This is a genomic window from Pseudomonas sp. P4795, from assembly GCF_048822895.1.
Classification (GTDB): Bacteria; Pseudomonadota; Gammaproteobacteria; order Pseudomonadales; family Pseudomonadaceae; genus Aquipseudomonas.
The window spans coordinates 88641-106043 of sequence record NZ_JBMFBT010000010.1; the positions used below are offsets into that span (position 1 = coordinate 88641).

The window sequence follows — 17403 nt, forward strand, 5'->3', positions numbered from 1 at the left end:
TGCACATAAAGAGAACAAAGCTATGAAACGGATTCTTCTCGGTACTCTCTTCACCGTTGTATCCCTCAACGCCATGGCTCAAGCGCCAGGCGGCCCGGATTGCGGTTGGGGCAACATGCTGTTCGAAGGTCAGCGTGGCACCCCGGCTCACTTCCTGGCATCCACCACCAACGGCACATCCGGTAACGCAACGTTTGGTATGACCTCCGGCACCAACGGTTGCTCGACCAACGCGTCGCTGACCTATGGCGGCAAATCCTGGATTGCCATGAATGGCATGATGAACGAGCTGTCCGAAGACATGGCCAAAGGCAACGGCGAAGCGCTGACGACTTATGCCGTGGTACTGGGCGTGGCGCCGGAAGATCGCGCGCATTTCGCTGCCGTGACTCACGAGCACTTCCAGCAGATCTTCAGCAAGGCTGACGTGACCGCCGAAGACGTGCATACCAACACCCTGTCCGTTCTGAAGTCAGACGCACGTCTGGCCAAGTACGCAACTCAGGCTTAAGCTCGACCCCGCCCGCTTCCTTCGGGAAGCGGGTTTTGTTTTTTCGGCCCGCCCCTCTTTGGGCTTTATTTCTTTTCGACTTAAGTTGCCACTTATGCTCAAACGCCTTGCCTGGCTGGCGCTGTGTGTCTGCGCCCCGCTGTCCGCCGCGCCGCACATCGATCCTCAACGTTTGCAGCAACTGGCCAACGACCGCTTCTGGATTTCCCTCGGTCACTACGAAAGCGCCAAGCTTGGCGGCTGGCGCAGCTATGTCAGCGACAAGAAATTCTTTCTCGCACCTGATGGCAACGAACATCCCGATCATGAACTCGCGGCCACCGTGCAGGCGTTGTACGCTCCAGCCAGCACTGGCGAACAGCACGCACAATGCGTCTATCCGGCGCGTACTCGCTGGTTAAAAGATCAACTCAAGCTGACCGATCTGCCTGAGCCCGATTGCGCCGAATTCAAGAAATGGTTCAAAGACGTCTCGCCGCACAGCGCGGTGATGATCTTCCCGGCGGCCTACCTCAACAGTCCTTCGTCGATGTTCGGCCACACCTTGCTGCGCATCGATCAGGCCGATGTGCAGAGCGACAAGACGTCGCTGCTGAGTTATGCGATCAACTTCGGCGCCTACATCGAAGGTTCGGACAACAGCATTCTGTATGCCTGGAAAGGCTTGATGGGCGGCTATCCGGGGCTGTTTGCGCTGGTGCCGTATCAGGAGAAACTTTCCGAGTACCGCAGCCTGGAAAACCGCGATCTATGGGAATACCGGCTGAACCTGACTCAGGCCGAAACCGCCCGGATGGTCGAGCATGTGTGGGAGTTGAAGCAGATCCAGTTCGACTATTTCTTCTTCGACGAAAACTGCTCGTATCGCCTGCTCGAACTGCTGCAAGTAGCGCGTCCGAGCCTGCGCCTGACCGAGCAATTCCCGCTGACCGCGATTCCCACCGACACCGTCAAAGCAGTGAAAGAGGCCGGGCTGGTAGAAAGCATCGAGTATCGTCCGTCGCGCGAGCGTGAATTGCTCAGCCGCGCCGAACCGTTGAGCAGTGAAGAGCAAGACTGGGTGCTGAAGGTCAGCGCCGATCAACAACAGCTGCAAGACCCTGCATTCAAAGCCCTGCCCCGCGCACGTCAGGCATTGATCATTGACGCGGCGTATCGTCTGGAACGCTACCGCGCCAACGGTCAGGAACGTGATCCGCAACGGGCGCAGCGCAGTTTCGAATTGCTGCGGGCGATCAACAAGAATCCGCCGCCGGAGCTGCAAATTCCGCAACCGGGTCTGCCCGAGGACGGTCACGAATCACGCACCTGGCAGGCCGGACTCGGCACCCGTGGCGACCGCGCGTTCGGCGAGTACGGTTTGCGCATGGCCTATCACGATCTCAACGACAACGCCGAAAGCTTCCCGCTCGGCGCGCAGATCGAAATCCTCCAGTTGAAGTTGCGTCAGTACGAAGGCAACGACTGGCAGGTGCAGCAACTGGATCTGGCGACCATTCGCTCTCTGACTCCGCGCAATGAGTTGTTGCAGCCGCTGTCATGGCAAGTCACCGGCGGTCTGGAGCGAGTGCCGGGCAAGCATGACGACGAAAATCTGGTCAGCCACGTCAATGGTGGCGCTGGCGGAACCTGGCAGCTTGGCGAGGATGTACTGGGCTTTGCCCTCGGCACGGTACGCATCGAGCACAACAACGACTTCGCCGGGTTCATCGCCCCGGCCGCTGGATTCAACAGCGGTGTCCTGTGGAAAAACCCGCTGGGCAATCTGAGTCTGGAGGCCAAGGGTGATTACTTCACCAACGGCGAAGTGCGCCGTAGCCTGAGTCTGAATCAGCAGTGGGAATTGTCGCGCAACCTCGGTCTGCGCCTGAGTGCGCAGCGCGAGTTCAGCCACGTTGCCACGCCGGAGACCGAAGTGATGCTTGAGGTGAAGTGGTATCACTACTGATCTTTTGATCTTTCTTTCACGCCCCATCGACGAATCCACTTCTAGACTCTCCCTGTAAGCCGCAAAACGGCTCGGGAGAGTGAGATGTGGCGGTGCGCAGGTTTGCTGGGGTTTTTGCTGTTGCTGGGCGGATGCCAGTCCACCCACGAAGATCTGATTGCCAAAGGTTACCCACCGGCCTTCGCCGACGGTTTTGATGACGGTTGCATCAGCGGCCGACAAGCTGCCGGTTCGATCAGCGGCGAGTTTCGCAAGAACGTGCCGCGCTATCTCAAGGACAAGCAATATGCCGAAGGCTGGACCGACGGCTTTCGCCAATGCCAGGCGATGCTCGAAAACAAGGATCGCGACGACTATCGCAACAGCCACTTCGACGAACGCGAACGCGCCTGGCAGCAACAGAAAGACCAGGGCGCTGGCCGCGCATATCGCTCGCAGTGAGTCGCTCCCGGACATCCAGTGAAACCAATGCCCCGCGATCATGGCCCAAGCTTTATAACGGGAGGACACCATGAGCCGCGCATTCGTCAACGAAGACTCCGCCGCCGCACAAGCCGATCAGCCGGTCGAACGGCTGGTCAGTGCGCAACCCAATTACGTCACGCCGCAAGGTCTGCAGCAGTTGCAGGACAAGGTTGCCGAGCTGCAAACCGAGTACGCTGAACAATCGGCCAAAGGCGAGCAGGCCGACAAGCAACGCCAAGCCGATCTCGAACGGGATTTGCGTTACTTCAACCAACGCGTGAGCAGCGCCCAAATTGTGGCTGCCGCCACCTCGACCGGCAAAGTGCAGATCGGCAGCTGGGTGACTTACGCCGACGAGCACAACAACCAACACCGTGTGCAACTGGTCGGTGAAGATCAGGCCGATGCTGGCAATGGCTTGATCAACTGGGGGTCACCGCTCGGTCGGGCATTGCTCGGGGCACAACTCAACGACGAAGTGCTGTGGCAACGTCCGGCCGGCGATCAACTGATTGAAGTGATCCGCATCGAATCGGCTTAAACCACGCCCTGAGCGAGCATCGCATCGGCAACTTTGACGAAGCCGGCGACGTTCGCACCTTTGACGTAGTTGACCTGTCCGTTCTCTTCGCCGTAATGCACACAAGCGTGGTGGATCGACTGCATGATCGCGTGCAACTTGCTATCGACCTCGCCCGCCGTCCACAGCAGACGCATGGCGTTCTGCGACATTTCCAGGCCGCTGACTGCCACGCCGCCAGCATTCGATGCCTTGCCCGGCGCGAACAAAATCCCGGCCTCGACAAAGATATCCACAGCCTCCAGCGTGGTCGGCATATTCGCGCCTTCCGCTACGCATACGCAGCCGTTGCGCAGCAAGGTGCGGGCGGATTCGCCGTCGAGCTCGTTTTGCGTGGCGCACGGTAGTGCGATGTCGCACGCCAGCGACCATGGCAACTGACCGGCGCGGAATTCCAGACCGAACGCCACTGCCAATTCGCTGATGCGTCCGCGTTTGACGTTTTTCAGTTCCAGCAGCGCCAGCCACTGTTCTTCACTCAGCCCGGCCTCGCAGTACAGCGTGCCTTCGGAGTCGGACAGGGAAATCACTTTGCCGCCCAAGTCCATCACCTTGCGCGCCGCGTATTGCGCGACGTTGCCGGAACCGGAGATCGCCACGCGCTTGCCTTCAACGGTTTGCCCGCGACGCTTGAGCATTTCTTCGGCGAAGTACACGCAGCCGAAACCGGTGGCTTCCGGGCGGATCAGGCTGCCGCCGTAGGTCATACCCTTGCCGGTAAGAACGCTGGTGAACTGGTTGCTCAGGCGTTTGTATTGACCGAACAGAAAACCGATCTCGCGCGCGCCGACGCCGATATCGCCGGCCGGCACATCAACGTCAGCGCCGATGTGCCGGTACAACTCGCTCATGAACGCCTGGCAGAAACGCATGACTTCGGCGTCACTCTTGCCCTTCGGATCGAAGTCCGAACCGCCCTTGCCGCCGCCCATGGGCAGGGAGGTCAGCGAGTTCTTGAAGGTCTGCTCGAAGGCGAGGAATTTCAACACGCCCATGTTTACCGAAGGATGGAAACGCAAACCGCCCTTGTACGGGCCGATGGCGCTGTTCATCTGAATACGGAAACCGCGATTGACCTGGACCTTGCCCTGATCGTCGACCCACGACACGCGAAACACCACGGCGCGCTCCGGCTCGCAGATGCGCTCGAGAATCCCCGAGGTCAGATAGTGCGGATTGGCTTCGAGAAATGGCCACAAGCTACGCAGGACTTCTTCGACCGCCTGATGAAATTCGGGTTGATCCGGGTCGCGCTGTTTGAGGCGAGCAAGGAAGGATTCGACGGATTCGATCATGGGCAAAAGTCTCGGCAAATTTGTTGTCGTTGGAGGAGATTGAGCCGGACTGTAACAAACCAATTGCACACAGGAACAGCTTGAAATGTCGCAAATATTAAATCAAATGGTGCACAGGATATAAAACAGGCTGTTTTGCACCTGGAGTGTTCAGCAGTTATACCGCCATCGCTGGCAAGCCAGCTCCCACAGTTTTCGTGGTGTTCACACAATCCGGGCACAACAAAAATCCTGTGGGAGCTGGCTTGCCAGCGATGAATTCACCTCGGTACCCCTGAAAAAACGCGCAAAAAAAACGGAGCCACCAAGGCTCCGTTTTTTCATGCAACCAACCCGATATCAGGCCAGTTTCTTGTGACGTACCCGGTGTGGCTGGGCCGCTGCTTCGCCGAGGCGTTTTTTGCGGTCAGCTTCGTACTCGGTGTAGTTACCTTCGAAGAAGATCGCTTGCGAGTCGTCTTCGTACGCCAGGATGTGGGTCGCGACGCGGTCAAGGAACCACCGATCGTGAGAGATCACAATGGCGGCGCCCGGGAAGTCCAGCAGGGCTTCTTCCAGCGAACGCAGGGTTTCCACGTCGAGGTCGTTGGACGGTTCGTCGAGCAGCAGGACGTTGCCACCCTCCTTCAGGGTCAGCGCCAGGTGCAAGCGGCCGCGCTCACCACCGGACAGGTCCTTGACGAACTTCTGCTGATCGCCGCCCTTGAAGTTGAAGCGACCGACGTAGGTGCGCGACGGGATTTCGTAGTTGCCGATGCGGATCTGATCCGAACCATCGGAAATCTGCTGGAACACAGTCTTGCTGCCGTCGAGGTCTTCGCGGCTCTGATCCACACAGGCCAGTTGCACGGTTTCGCCGACTTCGATGCTGCCCGAATCCGGCGTTTCCTTGCCCATCAGCATGCGGAACAGGGTCGATTTACCGGCACCGTTACCGCCGATCACGCCAACGATGGCGCCTTTAGGCATGGAGAACGACAGGTTGTCGATCAACACGCGATCGCCGTAGCCCTTGGTGACGTTCTTGAACTCGATGACCTTGTCGCCCAGGCGCGGACCGGCCGGGATGTAGATCTCGTTGGTTTCCGAACGCTTCTGGAATTCCTGCGATTGCATTTCTTCGAAGCGTTGCAGACGCGCCTTGGATTTCGACTGGCGGGCCTTGGCGCCTTTGCGCACCCACTCCAGTTCTTCCTTCATGGCTTTTTCGTGCGCCGACTGCTGCTTGGATTCAGCGGCCAGACGATCGGACTTGGCTTCAAGCCAGCCGGAGTAGTTGCCTTCGTACGGAATACCGGCGCCGCGGTCGAGCTCCAGAATCCAGCCTGCAACGTTGTCGAGGAAGTACCGGTCGTGCGTGATCGCGACCACGGTGCCCGGGAAGTCGTGCAGGAAGTGCTCCAGCCACGCTACCGAATCGGCGTCCAGGTGGTTGGTCGGTTCGTCGAGCAGCAGCATGTCCGGGGCGGACAGCAGCAGACGGCACAGGGCCACACGACGCTTTTCACCACCGGAGAGGAATTCGACTTTGGCGTCCCACGCCGGCAGACGCAGCGCATCGGCGGCGACTTCCAGTTGGCGATCAAGGTTGTGACCGTCGCTGGCTTGCAGGATCGCTTCGAGCTTGGCCTGTTCGGCAGCCAGTTTGTCGAAGTCGGCATCTTCTTCAGCGTAAGCCGCGTAGACCTCGTCCAGGCGCGCCTGGGCGTTCTTGATCACGCTGACCGCTTCCTCGACCACTTCACGCACGGTCTTGGTCGGGTCAAGTTGCGGCTCTTGCGGCAGATAACCGATGTTCAGGTCCGGCATCGGACGCGCTTCGCCTTCGAACTCGGTGTCGACGCCAGCCATGATTTTCAGCAGCGTGGATTTACCCGAACCGTTGAGGCCGAGCACGCCGATCTTGGCGCCCGGGAAGAACGACAGAGAAATGTTTTTGAGAATTTCCCGCTTCGGCGGAACAACTTTGCCCAGCCGATGCATGGTGAATACGTAAGAACCTGTCTGTCCGTGTTTGTCACCTTTTGCCATTTTTAAAAACACCTATAAGTCAGATATTGCAGGGCTTGCAGTGCTTTCCAGCACGCGATCTAGAATGAAAAAAGTCACGTTTCAATCTGGGCTAAATTCGATTCGTTACTATACTTGAAAAAGTCAGGTTTTGGAGGCGGATCGTGGGCCATCAGATAGTTCAGATCAGGGTGAATGGCGCGAGAGGAAAGGTGTTGGTGCAAGAGCACATGCCCGTTTACTACCCCAACCTTTATGTGACGTTAGAGCAGTCGGGCCGTGCTTTAAATACGCAGCACAAGTATTTGGAACACATAGGGGTAATTGAGGACTATCTGAAGCATGAGTCGATTGACCTGATCGCTCGCCTGGAGGAACGACCGACGTCCCGTTACTTAACGGACACTGAGATTTCACGTTTTGTTGCGGACGCAGCGTTGTGCAAATCCACTCTGGACAAAAAGTATAGGGGGGTACGTCTGCTTCCTGCAGCCTACAAAACAGTAGGTAAAATTCATGCGCAGCAGCGACTTGAAACCGTGCGCGACTACCTCAAATTTCTGTACGACAAGCTGGGCGACAAGGCGACGCGAGATGCAGCTCTTGATGAAGTCGAGCGGCGGATCAATCGCAAGATAAAGGCTGCCAAGCCTTCATGGAAGAAATTCCGAAATGATGACATGAAAGGGCTGACCAGCCAGGAGCGAAATCGCTTACTGGAAATTATGCACCCTGAGAGTACGGAAAACCCTTTTGCAGATGAAGCATTGAAGCTGCGCAATTATATTATTTTGCTCTTGGGCCTTGATATGGGCCTACGCCGATCAGAAATGCTGCTTATCAAGATCGGCGATATTCGGTGGCACAGTCGTGAACTCTATATCGTAGATATTGAGAGTGAGGAAACCGATCCGCGCACCTTAGCTCCGCAATTCAAAACCCACGAGCGCGTGCTGGAAATGGGTGACGACCTAATCTTCGCAGTCAAGACATACATCGACAGCTACCGAGTCAGTAAAAGGGGGCCGTCTGAAGCAAAGAATCATCCTTTTCTGCTGGTGTCTCATCGACGCAATAGCGGCAGGCCGCTGAGCGTGAAAGCCCTTGATTGCATCCTGCCTCGGGTTGGCAACGTCGCGCCAGAACTTTCACATGTTCACCCGCATGTGCTGCGCCATGATGCAGTCTTCACGCTCCTGGAGAGCATGCGAGAGGACTTGGAAACACTTACTCCTGAGGATCGCACGACAAAGGCCCAAAAAATCCTCACCTACGCTTTTGGCTGGAGTCCTGAATCCAACATGCCGAACCTGTACGGAGCCAAATTCTGGAAGGAAGAGGCCAATAAGGCGATGAAAACACGCTCGGATAAATTCAAGGCTATCCGAGTGAGTGTTGAGGCTGAAGTCCGAAGAGGGCACGCAGAGTGAATCTCGCAGTTTCAGCATTTGAAGTACCCACGCTGGACTCTTTTGATGCGTGGCTGAGTACGCCTCGCCTTGCCAAATGTGGCGCGCTTTTCACGCCATCCGAACCGATGTGGTGGCCTGACAGGTCATCCCGTAGTGCGATCAATTGGCAAGCCGCAATCCGTTGCGTTCCATTCGATTGGCAACGGTGGTTACATGCAGCATTGGCCTATCGTATGGCCGAGGCTTCACAAGGCACCATTGGTCTAGCAGCTTCAATTCTGTCGCGCGCCGCGCAGGCGGGGCTAGATCCCCTCACTGAGGAGCACCTGATCGATTTGCGAGAGCGTTTTAACATGGGGGAGTTTTCTGCGCTCGTCGGCTTCATGGGATTTTGGCAAGCATGCGAATCGCTTGAACAGCGACCGTCGAAAGCCTTGATTGAAGCTTATAACTCACTACCAAAAAAGAAGCGGCCGCAAAACGATGTCATCTTGCGCTTAGACCCAGAACAGGGGCCGTTCACGCAGGTGGAGCAGGACGCCCTGCATCAGTGGGCACATGAGCAATTCTGTCACGGCAACTTAGATGCTGAGCGCTATCTCTATTTGCGTCTGGCGATGATCTACGGACAACGCGGATCGCAACTGCGCATGATGGTCTTCGATGATTTCTTAAAAACCGAGCGAGGCTACGTTGTACGAATATTCTGGGCAAAGCAGAAAAACGATGATACTGGATGGCGAGTAACGTACGAAACCTTCAACTTAGATGAAGATCTTTACAATACAGTGCAGGCCTACAAATCGATTGTTCTAGCTCAACTTGAGCGAGAGTATCCTCATCGCGCCAACTGGTCTCAAGCGATTGGGCACGTTCCACTCTTCCGCCGCAAACTAGATCATGAAAGAAGGGAGAATAGATTAGTTTCTGTATTAGTTGATTTACCGGACCTAGAAGTATTGGAGCAGAGCCCCCAGGCAAAATTTCATATTTCCGGTGGAATGATAAGAGCTTGGTTGTTGCAAATGGAAGGTATGCGTGGATTTCCCATATCCTTGCGTACTCATCAGCCTCTGAAAATTTCTAAAGGCCATCGCTTCAGACATACGCTCGGTACAGACCTCTCCAACGCGGGGCTTGATGAGTGGTCAATCGCGAGCGCACTGATGCATTCAGGCACACGCACCGTCCGTAAATACAGGGCGGTTTCAGCTGAGTTAATGAGGCTGATTGACGAGAAGATGAGTGATCATCTGGCGCTGGTTGTGGGAGCATTTACAGGCTTGATCGTGAATGATCGCGCTTCTGCAAAAAACGGAGGTCGTGTGGACCGTCAGATTGAGGATCTAGCTGTTTGCGGTGCCGATCAAACTTGCTATCTAGATGCTCCCTTTACTTGTTACGGCTGCATCAAATTTCAGCCACTTTTAGACGCTGATCACGGTGCCGCACTTGAACGGCTTGAACGCCGCCGCGCGCAAACCATTTGCAACGATAAAACCACAGGTGTGCTATGGGATCGTGCAATTCTGGCATGCCGCAAAGTAATTCTTGATTGCAAAGCGCTCCGACAATCACGGAAGCCGAACGGAGGTGACGCATGAGTCAAATCATCGACTTTAAACCCTTTAGCAACGTCACAGCTGCCGCGCAGTTGGATGCCTTTATCGCTTGGGCACAATCCACTTTGCCCAAGGGGGTTGCTAGTAAACGGGTCTATGCGGGGATTCGATGGGATATGGACTCATGGCACCATTCGGGTATTAACAGCTGCGCTTTCACCGCACATGGATCACCGAGAAACTCAAATACGAAAGGCAGAAAACTCATGCAAGCGCCATTCATGGATTTTTCCAAGGCGCTGATCGTGTATCACAGCGTATTTCGAGCAAAAAAAACGGCCAAGGACATGCTCTCCGGCGCGAGAATCCTTGAAGTTGCCCTGTTTGACCTGACTGGGACGAGCGATCCGAACAGAGTCTCGGCTGCTATCTGCAACAGAGCTTGTGAACACCTCATGGCCGAATATCCTGATGGGGACAGTGCGTATAGACGGAGTAAATTCCTCGAGCAAATAGTCGTGTTGATGAGGGACAAAGGATTACTCGAAAAACCATTTCGATGGACTTCGCCGCTGCAATACAAGAACTCGGGAACGCTAAAGGAACAGCAAAAAAATAATCAGAGACGACTACCGAGCCGTGAGTCCATTCGAGCCTTGGGCGAGTTATTTAATAACGAATTGACCAATCCACTAGACATTGTAACCCTCTCAGCTTGTGTCCTTTTACTCAGCCAGCCCAGTCGCGTCGGCGAGTTAGCTGATGTTGAGCGTGACTGCGTTGTATTTAAACACGATGCCCAGGGCGGTGATCGCATGTTCCTGCGATGGTATGCCGAGAAGGGTTTTGGAGCGACGACTAAGCCCGTTGTGACAGGCATGGAGTCGTCAGTAGAACGTATGATTGAGCTACTGACACCGATTACCGACGGGGCCCGTAGCTATGCAGCATGGCTCGAAGATCACCCTGAGGAATTCCCCCCGCATGAGGGTGTGCCGTCGAAAGGTCCGGATGATCCACTGTCGTACGAAGAAGCCTGTGCAGCGCTCAAAACCAAAGTTTACGGGGTACAACAAGCTCGAAGGATTTTTGAAACTAAATGGATCGACTCGCTAGCAAAACGTTCCGCATTAAGTCCTGCCACCCTAACGGTACTGGAAGAAATTCGGCAAGGATGGGATACCAGCACCGGACAGCGTATTTACGTGAACGGCAAACTCAATACCTATCAGTTTAACGATAAATCAGTCATTACCTTACGAAAGCTCAATGTCCTTGTACGCGAAAAATATTTGCCTAAGAACTTTCCCTACACCACTGCTACCCAAGACGGGAAAAACCGCGTTAAGTATCGCGATGCATTATTCACGGTGCGTACGGGTTCTCTTCCTAATGAGACAAAAAACAATTTCGCAATGCAACGTGATTTTGGCGTTGAGATAGCTGTCGGCCATACGAGAATGACGGCGCAACTAGGAGGCGCTACGCATTCACAAAGTATCTTTCAGCGCCACGGGTACGGAGACCTCAGGGTCAACACCCATGCCTTTCGTCACGAACTGAATACGGAAATGCATCGGGCAGGCCTTTCACAACTGCTGATTGATGCGTTTTCAGGACGCACGACCCAAGGGTCGGTCTACAACCATGTAACCGTTGAAGAGCGTCGCCAAGCCGTTGCAGCCGTTCACCCTAAAACCAAACAAAGTAATGCAACAAAGTGCCTAGATAAGATCAACACGAACGAACCATTGAATCTCAGTGATATTTTTGATCTTGGCGAGGGTGACCAAGACAGAGTCATTCATAAAACTCACCTTGGTTTTTGTGTCCACTCATTTGAAAGTGAACCTTGCCCCAAAATGGGCGCCTGTTTGACTTGCGGATGCTTGGGCTGCGTGAAAGGTGACCATGTCAAGCTTGCCAATCTGAAGGAAGAGAGGAGCTACCTTAAGCAGCGCTTTGAAAAAGCGGCGGCTGCCGAAGCTCGCAACACCTTCGGGGCTTCTGACTGGCGTAAAAAAACGGCGGTTGATCTGCTCAAATGCGATGCACTGATCAACGTCTTAGAGAGTCCAGAGCTCCAGAACGGCGACATTGTGTGGAATGTTGATAACGGCTGGAATTTGACCAAAAATGCTGCCGCGATGGCGGGACTTATAGACGTAAAAACAATTGAAGCTCCGAAACCAACTACGTCTACGTCTTTGGACGAACTGGCGGCTATGCTAGACGTGATTGAGGGGTAGATGTGGGACATTTAACCAAGAAAGATGAAGCGCAGATCGTCATGCTGATTGAAGAATGGTCTGAACCAAAATTGAGCTGGCCTCTTCTGGTCGAGGCGTGCAAAACCAAGCTAAATATCAATAGAGCTCGCCAGTCGTTGATGAAACTGCCAGCAGTAGGCATGGCAATGAAGGATCGCAAGGCAGCGCTAAGGACTCCAACTGAGAAGCAAGGTTGGGTTAAAGACATCCACCGAGCGAATGAGCGCATCGCAAAGCTTACAGAAGCCAATCAACGTCTCAAGTTTATTAATCATCAACTTCTTGCACGTTTCCTCACATGGCAGGCCAATGCAGATATGCATGGCATAACTCAGGCAATATTGGATCGGCCGCTGGTTCAGTTCAGAAGGTAGCCTGAGAGAGGCTCCAAGTTAAGATGGGACCACTACCAAAAGGAAGCTACGTTCCACTTGCAAGGTAATATTATTCACCACTACAGCATAGGAGATGAAAAATTATTAGGGCTGCTTAAGGTAAGCCCATCAGTAAGCGTCCGGCCAAGTCATCTTCCGAACCTCCACTGCGCTCTCGCATTCAAGCTAATCAAGTGATAAACACCATATATATCCAATGCTACGGCAAGCACTAGGCGATCAAATGGCGCGATTTTCCATTTATAGCGGATTGATTTTGGTTGGCTACTCGTCGCTGGAGAGTGGAGATCCTCCCATGGGCGTTGCATTCGGCCAGTTCGAGCCAACCACTGGGTATCCCGCTATTCAAAACGAGTGCCGCACAAATCACTTCGACCAGTACGGTTTGGCCCTTTCAGTAAAAACCGAAGCAGGCTTGGTTATTCCATCTATGGGAGTCGCCATTCTGGATTACGTTGAAGAGCTTCTGCCCGATTGCATCGAGATAAGTAGTAAGCGATCCATAAACCTCACCTACCGTATGGCCGTGGTATGAAGTCAGATATCCGAGTCGGATACATGCTCCACTTGAGTTCTTACCCCAAACAATCGGTCGGCTATCTGTCGACCTCGCTCTAGCCCTTCAGCCGTCAACCAAATCGATTTGTTCTTGTTCACTGGATTGCTGATGAAACCATGTTCATGCAATCGGCTCATGGTCTCGAAGTCGAACCCTTTCCAAGCATTGCCGTTATCAAAACTGAAGGTTACCAACAGGGCAAGCACGGCTTCTTCAATCAGTTTATCGTCGTATTCCATGATCGTTGCTCCGCTCGTTCTTTAAACTCACCGTAAACCCTACCAGCCATCAAGATGGACAGCGCGTTTAACTATGCGATACCGGCGAGCAGTTCCAGGGCAGTAAAGCTTCGTAATCCTCAACCGAAGAAGCTGTCGGCAGGCGCTCAAGTGCGTGGCGCAGCCACGCATAGGGCTCTTGTCCGTTGGCTTTAGCCGTCTCGACCAGGCTGTAAAGTTGAGCGCTGGCCGTCGCGCCTTTGGGCGTGTCGCTGAACAGCCAATTCTTGCGCCCGATCACGAAGGGCCGGATCGCACGCTCGGCGGCGTTGTTGTCGATCGGCAAGTAACCGGCTTCGGTGTAGCGCACCAACTTGATCCAGTTGCTGGCCAGGTAGCTGATGGCTTTGCCCAATGCATTTTGCGCAGTCACTTGTGGCTGGGTTTTCTCCAGCCATGTGTGCAACTGGGCCAACACCGGCAGGCTGTTTTGCTGTCGGCTTTCATGGCGATGTTCATCGCCGACTTCTTTTAAATCTCGCTCGATACCGTACAGCTTGTTGATTAGATTCAGGGCGATATCCGCACGCCCGGTTTTGCCCTTAGGCTGCACCTTTTGCGCCTCGACAAACTTGCGTCGCGCATGTGCCCAACAGCCTAAACGTTCGACACCGGATTGCGCACCCAAGGCGTTATAACCGGCGTAATCGTCGGTCATCAGGTAACCGCGATAACCTTCGAGCAGGCGCGACGGAACCTCCTGCGCCCGACTGGTCGAGTAGTCAAAAAGGATCACCGGCTGATTCGGCGGCCCGCCGGTTCGCACCCACATCCAGGATTGGCTGGCGGGGTCTCGATCAGGCTCTTTCATCACTTGGACACGCGTTTCATCGCAGTGGATCACACGACTTTCCAGCAGCCGATCCCGCATCAAATTGATCAAGGGCTGCAGGTGTTCGCCGCACTGGATAACCCAGCGCGCCAAGGTCTGGCGTGGAATATCGACGCCGTGGCGACCGAGGACTTTTTCGAAGCGATGCAGCGGCAAACCGTCGACGTATTTGGTCGTCAGCAACATCGCCAACACACTGGGGCTGGCCATGCTCTTTTCGATCAGTTGCGCAGGCTTATCTGCGGTAACCGGTGCGGTTTCGCAATCGCGGCAACCGTAGACCTTGCGCACATGTTTGATCACGCGGATTTGCATCGGCACGATCTCCAGCTGCTCGCTGATTTCCTCGCCAATGGCGTGCTTGCGGCAACCGCAGGCGCAGGTCAGCTCGTGCTCGGGCAGTTCGTGAATGACTTCGATACGCGGAAGATCGGCGGGCAGAGGCTTGCGTTTGCCCCGTCGCTTGGTCGGCGCTACGACCTCTTCTTCAACCGCTTCGTCGACCAACTCGGCGACGCTTTCAGCTTCGTTGAACAAGGCCATTTGCGGGGTCGCAGGATCGGCAGTCTGCTCTGACTTGCGCCCGAAAAGACGCTGACGCAACAGCGCGTTTTCTTCTTCGAGATGAACGATCTTGCCCTTATCCGACTCGCGCTCACTCAGCATTTGCTCAAGCAGCTGCTTGAGCAAAACAGGGTCGTCAGGAAGGTCTTTGGGCATGGAAATCATGCCCTGGATTATACCGAATCAGGCGACAAATCGAGGCGTCAAAACTTGATGCGGACGGTTGCCCCCGGTGTCAGGGTAGTTGTCGTATCTCCGGTTTTATCCAAAGTATTCCGGGGGCGGCAAGAGTATGGTCATGCCTTTCTACTCACCTGAACGAAAAGCCGCACTGCTGAAAATGATGCTTCCGCCACTGAGCCTTTCAGCGGCTGAGGTCGCGCGCCGCGAGGGTTGCAGCGACATGTCTCTCTTTTATTGGCGCAAGCAAGCCGCGGCCAGGGGAACTCAATTGTCCGACGCCAAGCAACCAGTAGAGAATTGGTCAGCCGAATCGAAGCTGTCGATCATCATCGAAACGTCAGCGTTGTCAGAGCTGGAAATCGGTGAATACTGCCGGCGCAAAGGTATTTTTCCTGAGCAGATCACTGATTGGCGTAACGCGTTTATCGCCAACAGCACCAAGCAATCGGCTGTTAAAAATGTAAATGCTGGCCAATCACGAGACGACAAAAATCGCATCCGCGAACTGGAGCGTGAGCTGCGCCGCAAGGATGCTGCTTTGGCTGAAACGGCGGCTTTGTTGGTACTGCGAAAAAAGCTCAATGCCTACTGGGGGAGCGACGACGAGGACAACTGACCTTGTTGCCAGAACGGTATTTACTCGTTGGTTGGCTCAATGAAGCCATCCTGGCGGGCGCCCGCAGGGCGCCTGCTTGTCAGGAAGTAGGCATTTCACTGAGGACGCTGCAACGCTGGAACTTGCCGGAAGAAATCTTGGCAGATGGACGCACGACGACGCTCAGGCCGATACCGAGCAACGCGCTCAGCGAACTTGAACGACAAGGCATCGTGACGCTGTGCAACAGCAAAGCCTATGCGCATCTCCCTCCGAGCCAGATCGTGCCGCAATTGGCCGACGAGGGACGATACGTGGCCTCGGAGGCGACCTTTTATCGCGTGCTGCATGCGGCAGGTCAGCAGCATCATCGCTCCCGAGCTAAGCGACCGCATCGCCATGAGGCACCGACCACTTACGCAGCGACATCGGCCAATCAGGTGTGGTCATGGGATATCACCTATCTGCCATCGCCGGTTCGCGGAAAGTTTTACTACCTCTATTTGATCGAGGATATCTACAGCCGCAAGGCCGTGGGCTGGGAAGTCCACGAAGCCGAGAGCGGCGAAAAAGCAGCAGCGTTACTACAGAGAAGCGTAACGCTTGAAAAATGCTGGCGTCAGCCTTTGGTGTTGCACTCGGACAATGGTGCGCCGATGAAATCGGTGACGCTGCTGACCAAAATGTATGACTTGGGCATCACTCCATCGCGCGGCCGACCACGGGTGAGCAACGACAACCCGTACTCGGAATCACTGTTCAGAACGCTCAAGTACTGCCCGCAATGGCCGCACGATGGGTTTACCAGCGTGGATGATGCGCGAATCTGGGTGAGGGATTTTATGACCTGGTACAACACCGTGCATCGTCACAGCCGAATCCGCTTCGTAACCCCGGCTCAACGCCACGACGGGAAAGACAAAGAGATCCTGGCGCGCCGGGACGCGATCTACGGGCTTGCCCGAGAAAGAAGGCCGGAACGGTGGTCGGGTGAAACGCGTAACTGGAACCCGATCGGGACGGTGTATCTGAACCCAGAAAGGGAGCTAACCGTAGTGGTAAAAGTCGCATAGCGAGACGGTGGACGCGACAACTACCTTGAAAAACGCCGGTTGCGCCACAAATCAAAACCGTCCAATAACCAGTTGAGTTCTTGAACCGTCAGCACGATGGCTTCATCCGAACAATCCGGCGATGTTTTGAAGCGCTCGGATTCCAGCCGCTTTAGCCAAAGGCAAAAGCCGTTGCGCTCCCAATACAAAATCTTCACTCGGTTGCGAGGCTTGTTGAGGAACACGAAAAGCACCGGGTCAAACACCGCGACCTTGATGTCCAGTTCGACCAGAGCGGCGAGGCCGTCAATGGATTTTCGGAAGTCGACAGGCTTGGGATAGAGATAGACTTTTTCGACTTTTGCGTCGGGACGCATCATGAGGTGCTGGCTCCGGAAAGGAATCGGGAGCACAGCATCGGGGATCAGGTGATGACTTTGAATGTGGGGTTTATGGAGCGCTTACGATAAGTATCCTCGGCATTCCCACTGCTTTTTATGAAGAGTTGTTTCCTGACCATGTGATCAGGTACACGCGCCAATTCGCTAGGTGAGCCGCTCTATGGCGAGCAAGATGGGCCGTCTATAGCAGGGAGGTGTGATCCTTGAGTTATCGGAGACCGCAAAAGCTACTGACTGGAGCAATTGCCAGAGCCTCAAGAGCAGGGGCAGGAACTCAGCATTGGTGCGTCAGACCAGGCTCGCCCGTATCTGAGAGTAAGGTGTATGGTGGTCACTGGGTCTCCATTCTGAGCAGACTCGAGCGAGTAGCGTTCACTATCCGAAAATGCACCTTGGGCACATCCAGGGAACACCAACTCCAGAAATGTGATTACGGCCTCAGGGCATCCAATATCTAGCACGTCCTCGACGTTGGACAGATCGTTTTCACT

Annotated in this window: 15 protein-coding genes; 10 read left to right on the top strand and 5 right to left on the bottom strand. The window is 54.8% G+C overall.

All coding sequences use genetic code 11. From position 1 onward, the window contains the following. Positions 1 to 22 precede the first annotated feature (22 nt). The 4 genes from ACOI8A_RS24585 (at position 23) to ACOI8A_RS24600 (ending at position 3465) form a co-directional block, all read left to right on the top strand. Complete coding sequence (locus ACOI8A_RS24585; protein ID WP_420648457.1) at positions 23 to 511, top strand: DUF3015 domain-containing protein; 489 nt, start codon at positions 23 to 25, stop codon at positions 509 to 511. A 94-nt stretch (positions 512 to 605) separates the two neighbouring features. Beyond that, the gene (locus ACOI8A_RS24590; RefSeq protein ID WP_420648458.1) at positions 606 to 2459 is read left to right on the top strand and encodes a DUF4105 domain-containing protein; all 1854 of its coding nucleotides are present in this window, start codon (positions 606 to 608) and stop codon (positions 2457 to 2459) included. Positions 2460 to 2543: 84 nt separating this feature from the next. Beyond that, positions 2544 to 2900: a hypothetical protein gene (locus ACOI8A_RS24595; protein WP_420648459.1), complete on the top strand. Its 357-nt coding sequence runs from the start codon at positions 2544 to 2546 to the stop codon at positions 2898 to 2900. Between the two features lie 70 nt (positions 2901 to 2970). Further along, positions 2971 to 3465, top strand: coding sequence for a GreA/GreB family elongation factor (locus ACOI8A_RS24600; RefSeq protein ID WP_420648460.1), 495 nt, complete (start codon positions 2971 to 2973; stop codon positions 3463 to 3465). Here ACOI8A_RS24600 and gdhA read toward each other — a convergent pair. After that, the gene (gdhA, locus tag ACOI8A_RS24605) at positions 3462 to 4799 is read right to left on the bottom strand and encodes an NADP-specific glutamate dehydrogenase (protein ID WP_420648461.1); all 1338 of its coding nucleotides are present in this window, start codon (positions 4797 to 4799) and stop codon (positions 3462 to 3464) included. The two genes, ACOI8A_RS24600 and gdhA, sit on opposite strands and share 4 nt — an antisense overlap. A gap of 339 nt (positions 4800 to 5138) precedes the next feature. Further along, entirely contained in the window at positions 5139 to 6830 is a 1692-nt protein-coding gene (gene ettA / locus ACOI8A_RS24610; RefSeq protein ID WP_420651536.1) for an energy-dependent translational throttle protein EttA, read from the bottom strand. Positions 6831 to 6973: 143 nt separating this feature from the next. Between ettA and ACOI8A_RS24615 the strand changes: the two genes are divergently transcribed. The 5 genes from ACOI8A_RS24615 to ACOI8A_RS24635 all read left to right on the top strand — a co-directional run bounded on the left by ACOI8A_RS24615 (position 6974) and on the right by ACOI8A_RS24635 (position 12983). After that, positions 6974 to 8239, top strand: coding sequence for a site-specific integrase (locus tag ACOI8A_RS24615; RefSeq protein WP_420651537.1), 1266 nt, complete (start codon positions 6974 to 6976; stop codon positions 8237 to 8239). Continuing rightward, the gene (locus ACOI8A_RS24620) at positions 8236 to 9825 is read left to right on the top strand and encodes a site-specific integrase (protein ID WP_420657872.1); all 1590 of its coding nucleotides are present in this window, start codon (positions 8236 to 8238) and stop codon (positions 9823 to 9825) included. Before ACOI8A_RS24615 ends, ACOI8A_RS24620 begins: the two co-directional genes overlap by 4 nt. Next, entirely contained in the window at positions 9822 to 12032 is a 2211-nt protein-coding gene (locus ACOI8A_RS24625; RefSeq protein ID WP_420651404.1) for a hypothetical protein, read from the top strand. The genes ACOI8A_RS24620 and ACOI8A_RS24625 overlap by 4 nt, the downstream gene beginning before the upstream one ends. 2 nt (positions 12033 to 12034) lie before the next feature. After that, positions 12035 to 12427: a hypothetical protein gene (locus tag ACOI8A_RS24630; RefSeq protein WP_420651403.1), complete on the top strand. Its 393-nt coding sequence runs from the start codon at positions 12035 to 12037 to the stop codon at positions 12425 to 12427. A gap of 244 nt (positions 12428 to 12671) precedes the next feature. After that, positions 12672 to 12983: a hypothetical protein gene (locus ACOI8A_RS24635; protein ID WP_420651402.1), complete on the top strand. Its 312-nt coding sequence runs from the start codon at positions 12672 to 12674 to the stop codon at positions 12981 to 12983. A 2-nt stretch (positions 12984 to 12985) separates the two neighbouring features. Here ACOI8A_RS24635 and ACOI8A_RS24640 read toward each other — a convergent pair whose 3' ends face one another. Both ACOI8A_RS24640 and tnpC read right to left on the bottom strand, forming a co-directional pair. Then, positions 12986 to 13246 (bottom strand): DUF6429 family protein, encoded by a 261-nt coding sequence (locus ACOI8A_RS24640; protein WP_420651401.1) that lies wholly within the window; start codon positions 13244 to 13246, stop codon positions 12986 to 12988. A 67-nt stretch (positions 13247 to 13313) separates the two neighbouring features. Then, positions 13314 to 14846 (bottom strand): IS66 family transposase, encoded by a 1533-nt coding sequence (gene tnpC / locus ACOI8A_RS24645; protein ID WP_420651400.1) that lies wholly within the window; start codon positions 14844 to 14846, stop codon positions 13314 to 13316. Between the two features lie 133 nt (positions 14847 to 14979). On the opposite strand from tnpC, the gene ACOI8A_RS24650 reads away from it, so the two are divergent. Next, a protein-coding gene (locus ACOI8A_RS24650) for an IS3 family transposase (RefSeq protein WP_420651399.1) occupies positions 14980 to 16532 on the top strand; the annotation gives its coding sequence in 2 pieces (ribosomal slippage) (positions 14980 to 15442 and positions 15442 to 16532; 1554 coding nt in all). Between the two features lie 20 nt (positions 16533 to 16552). Here the strand turns inward: ACOI8A_RS24650 and tnpB are convergent. Next, positions 16553 to 16891, bottom strand: coding sequence for an IS66 family insertion sequence element accessory protein TnpB (tnpB, locus tag ACOI8A_RS24655; protein WP_420651398.1), 339 nt, complete (start codon positions 16889 to 16891; stop codon positions 16553 to 16555). Between the last annotated feature and the right edge of the window lie 512 nt (positions 16892 to 17403).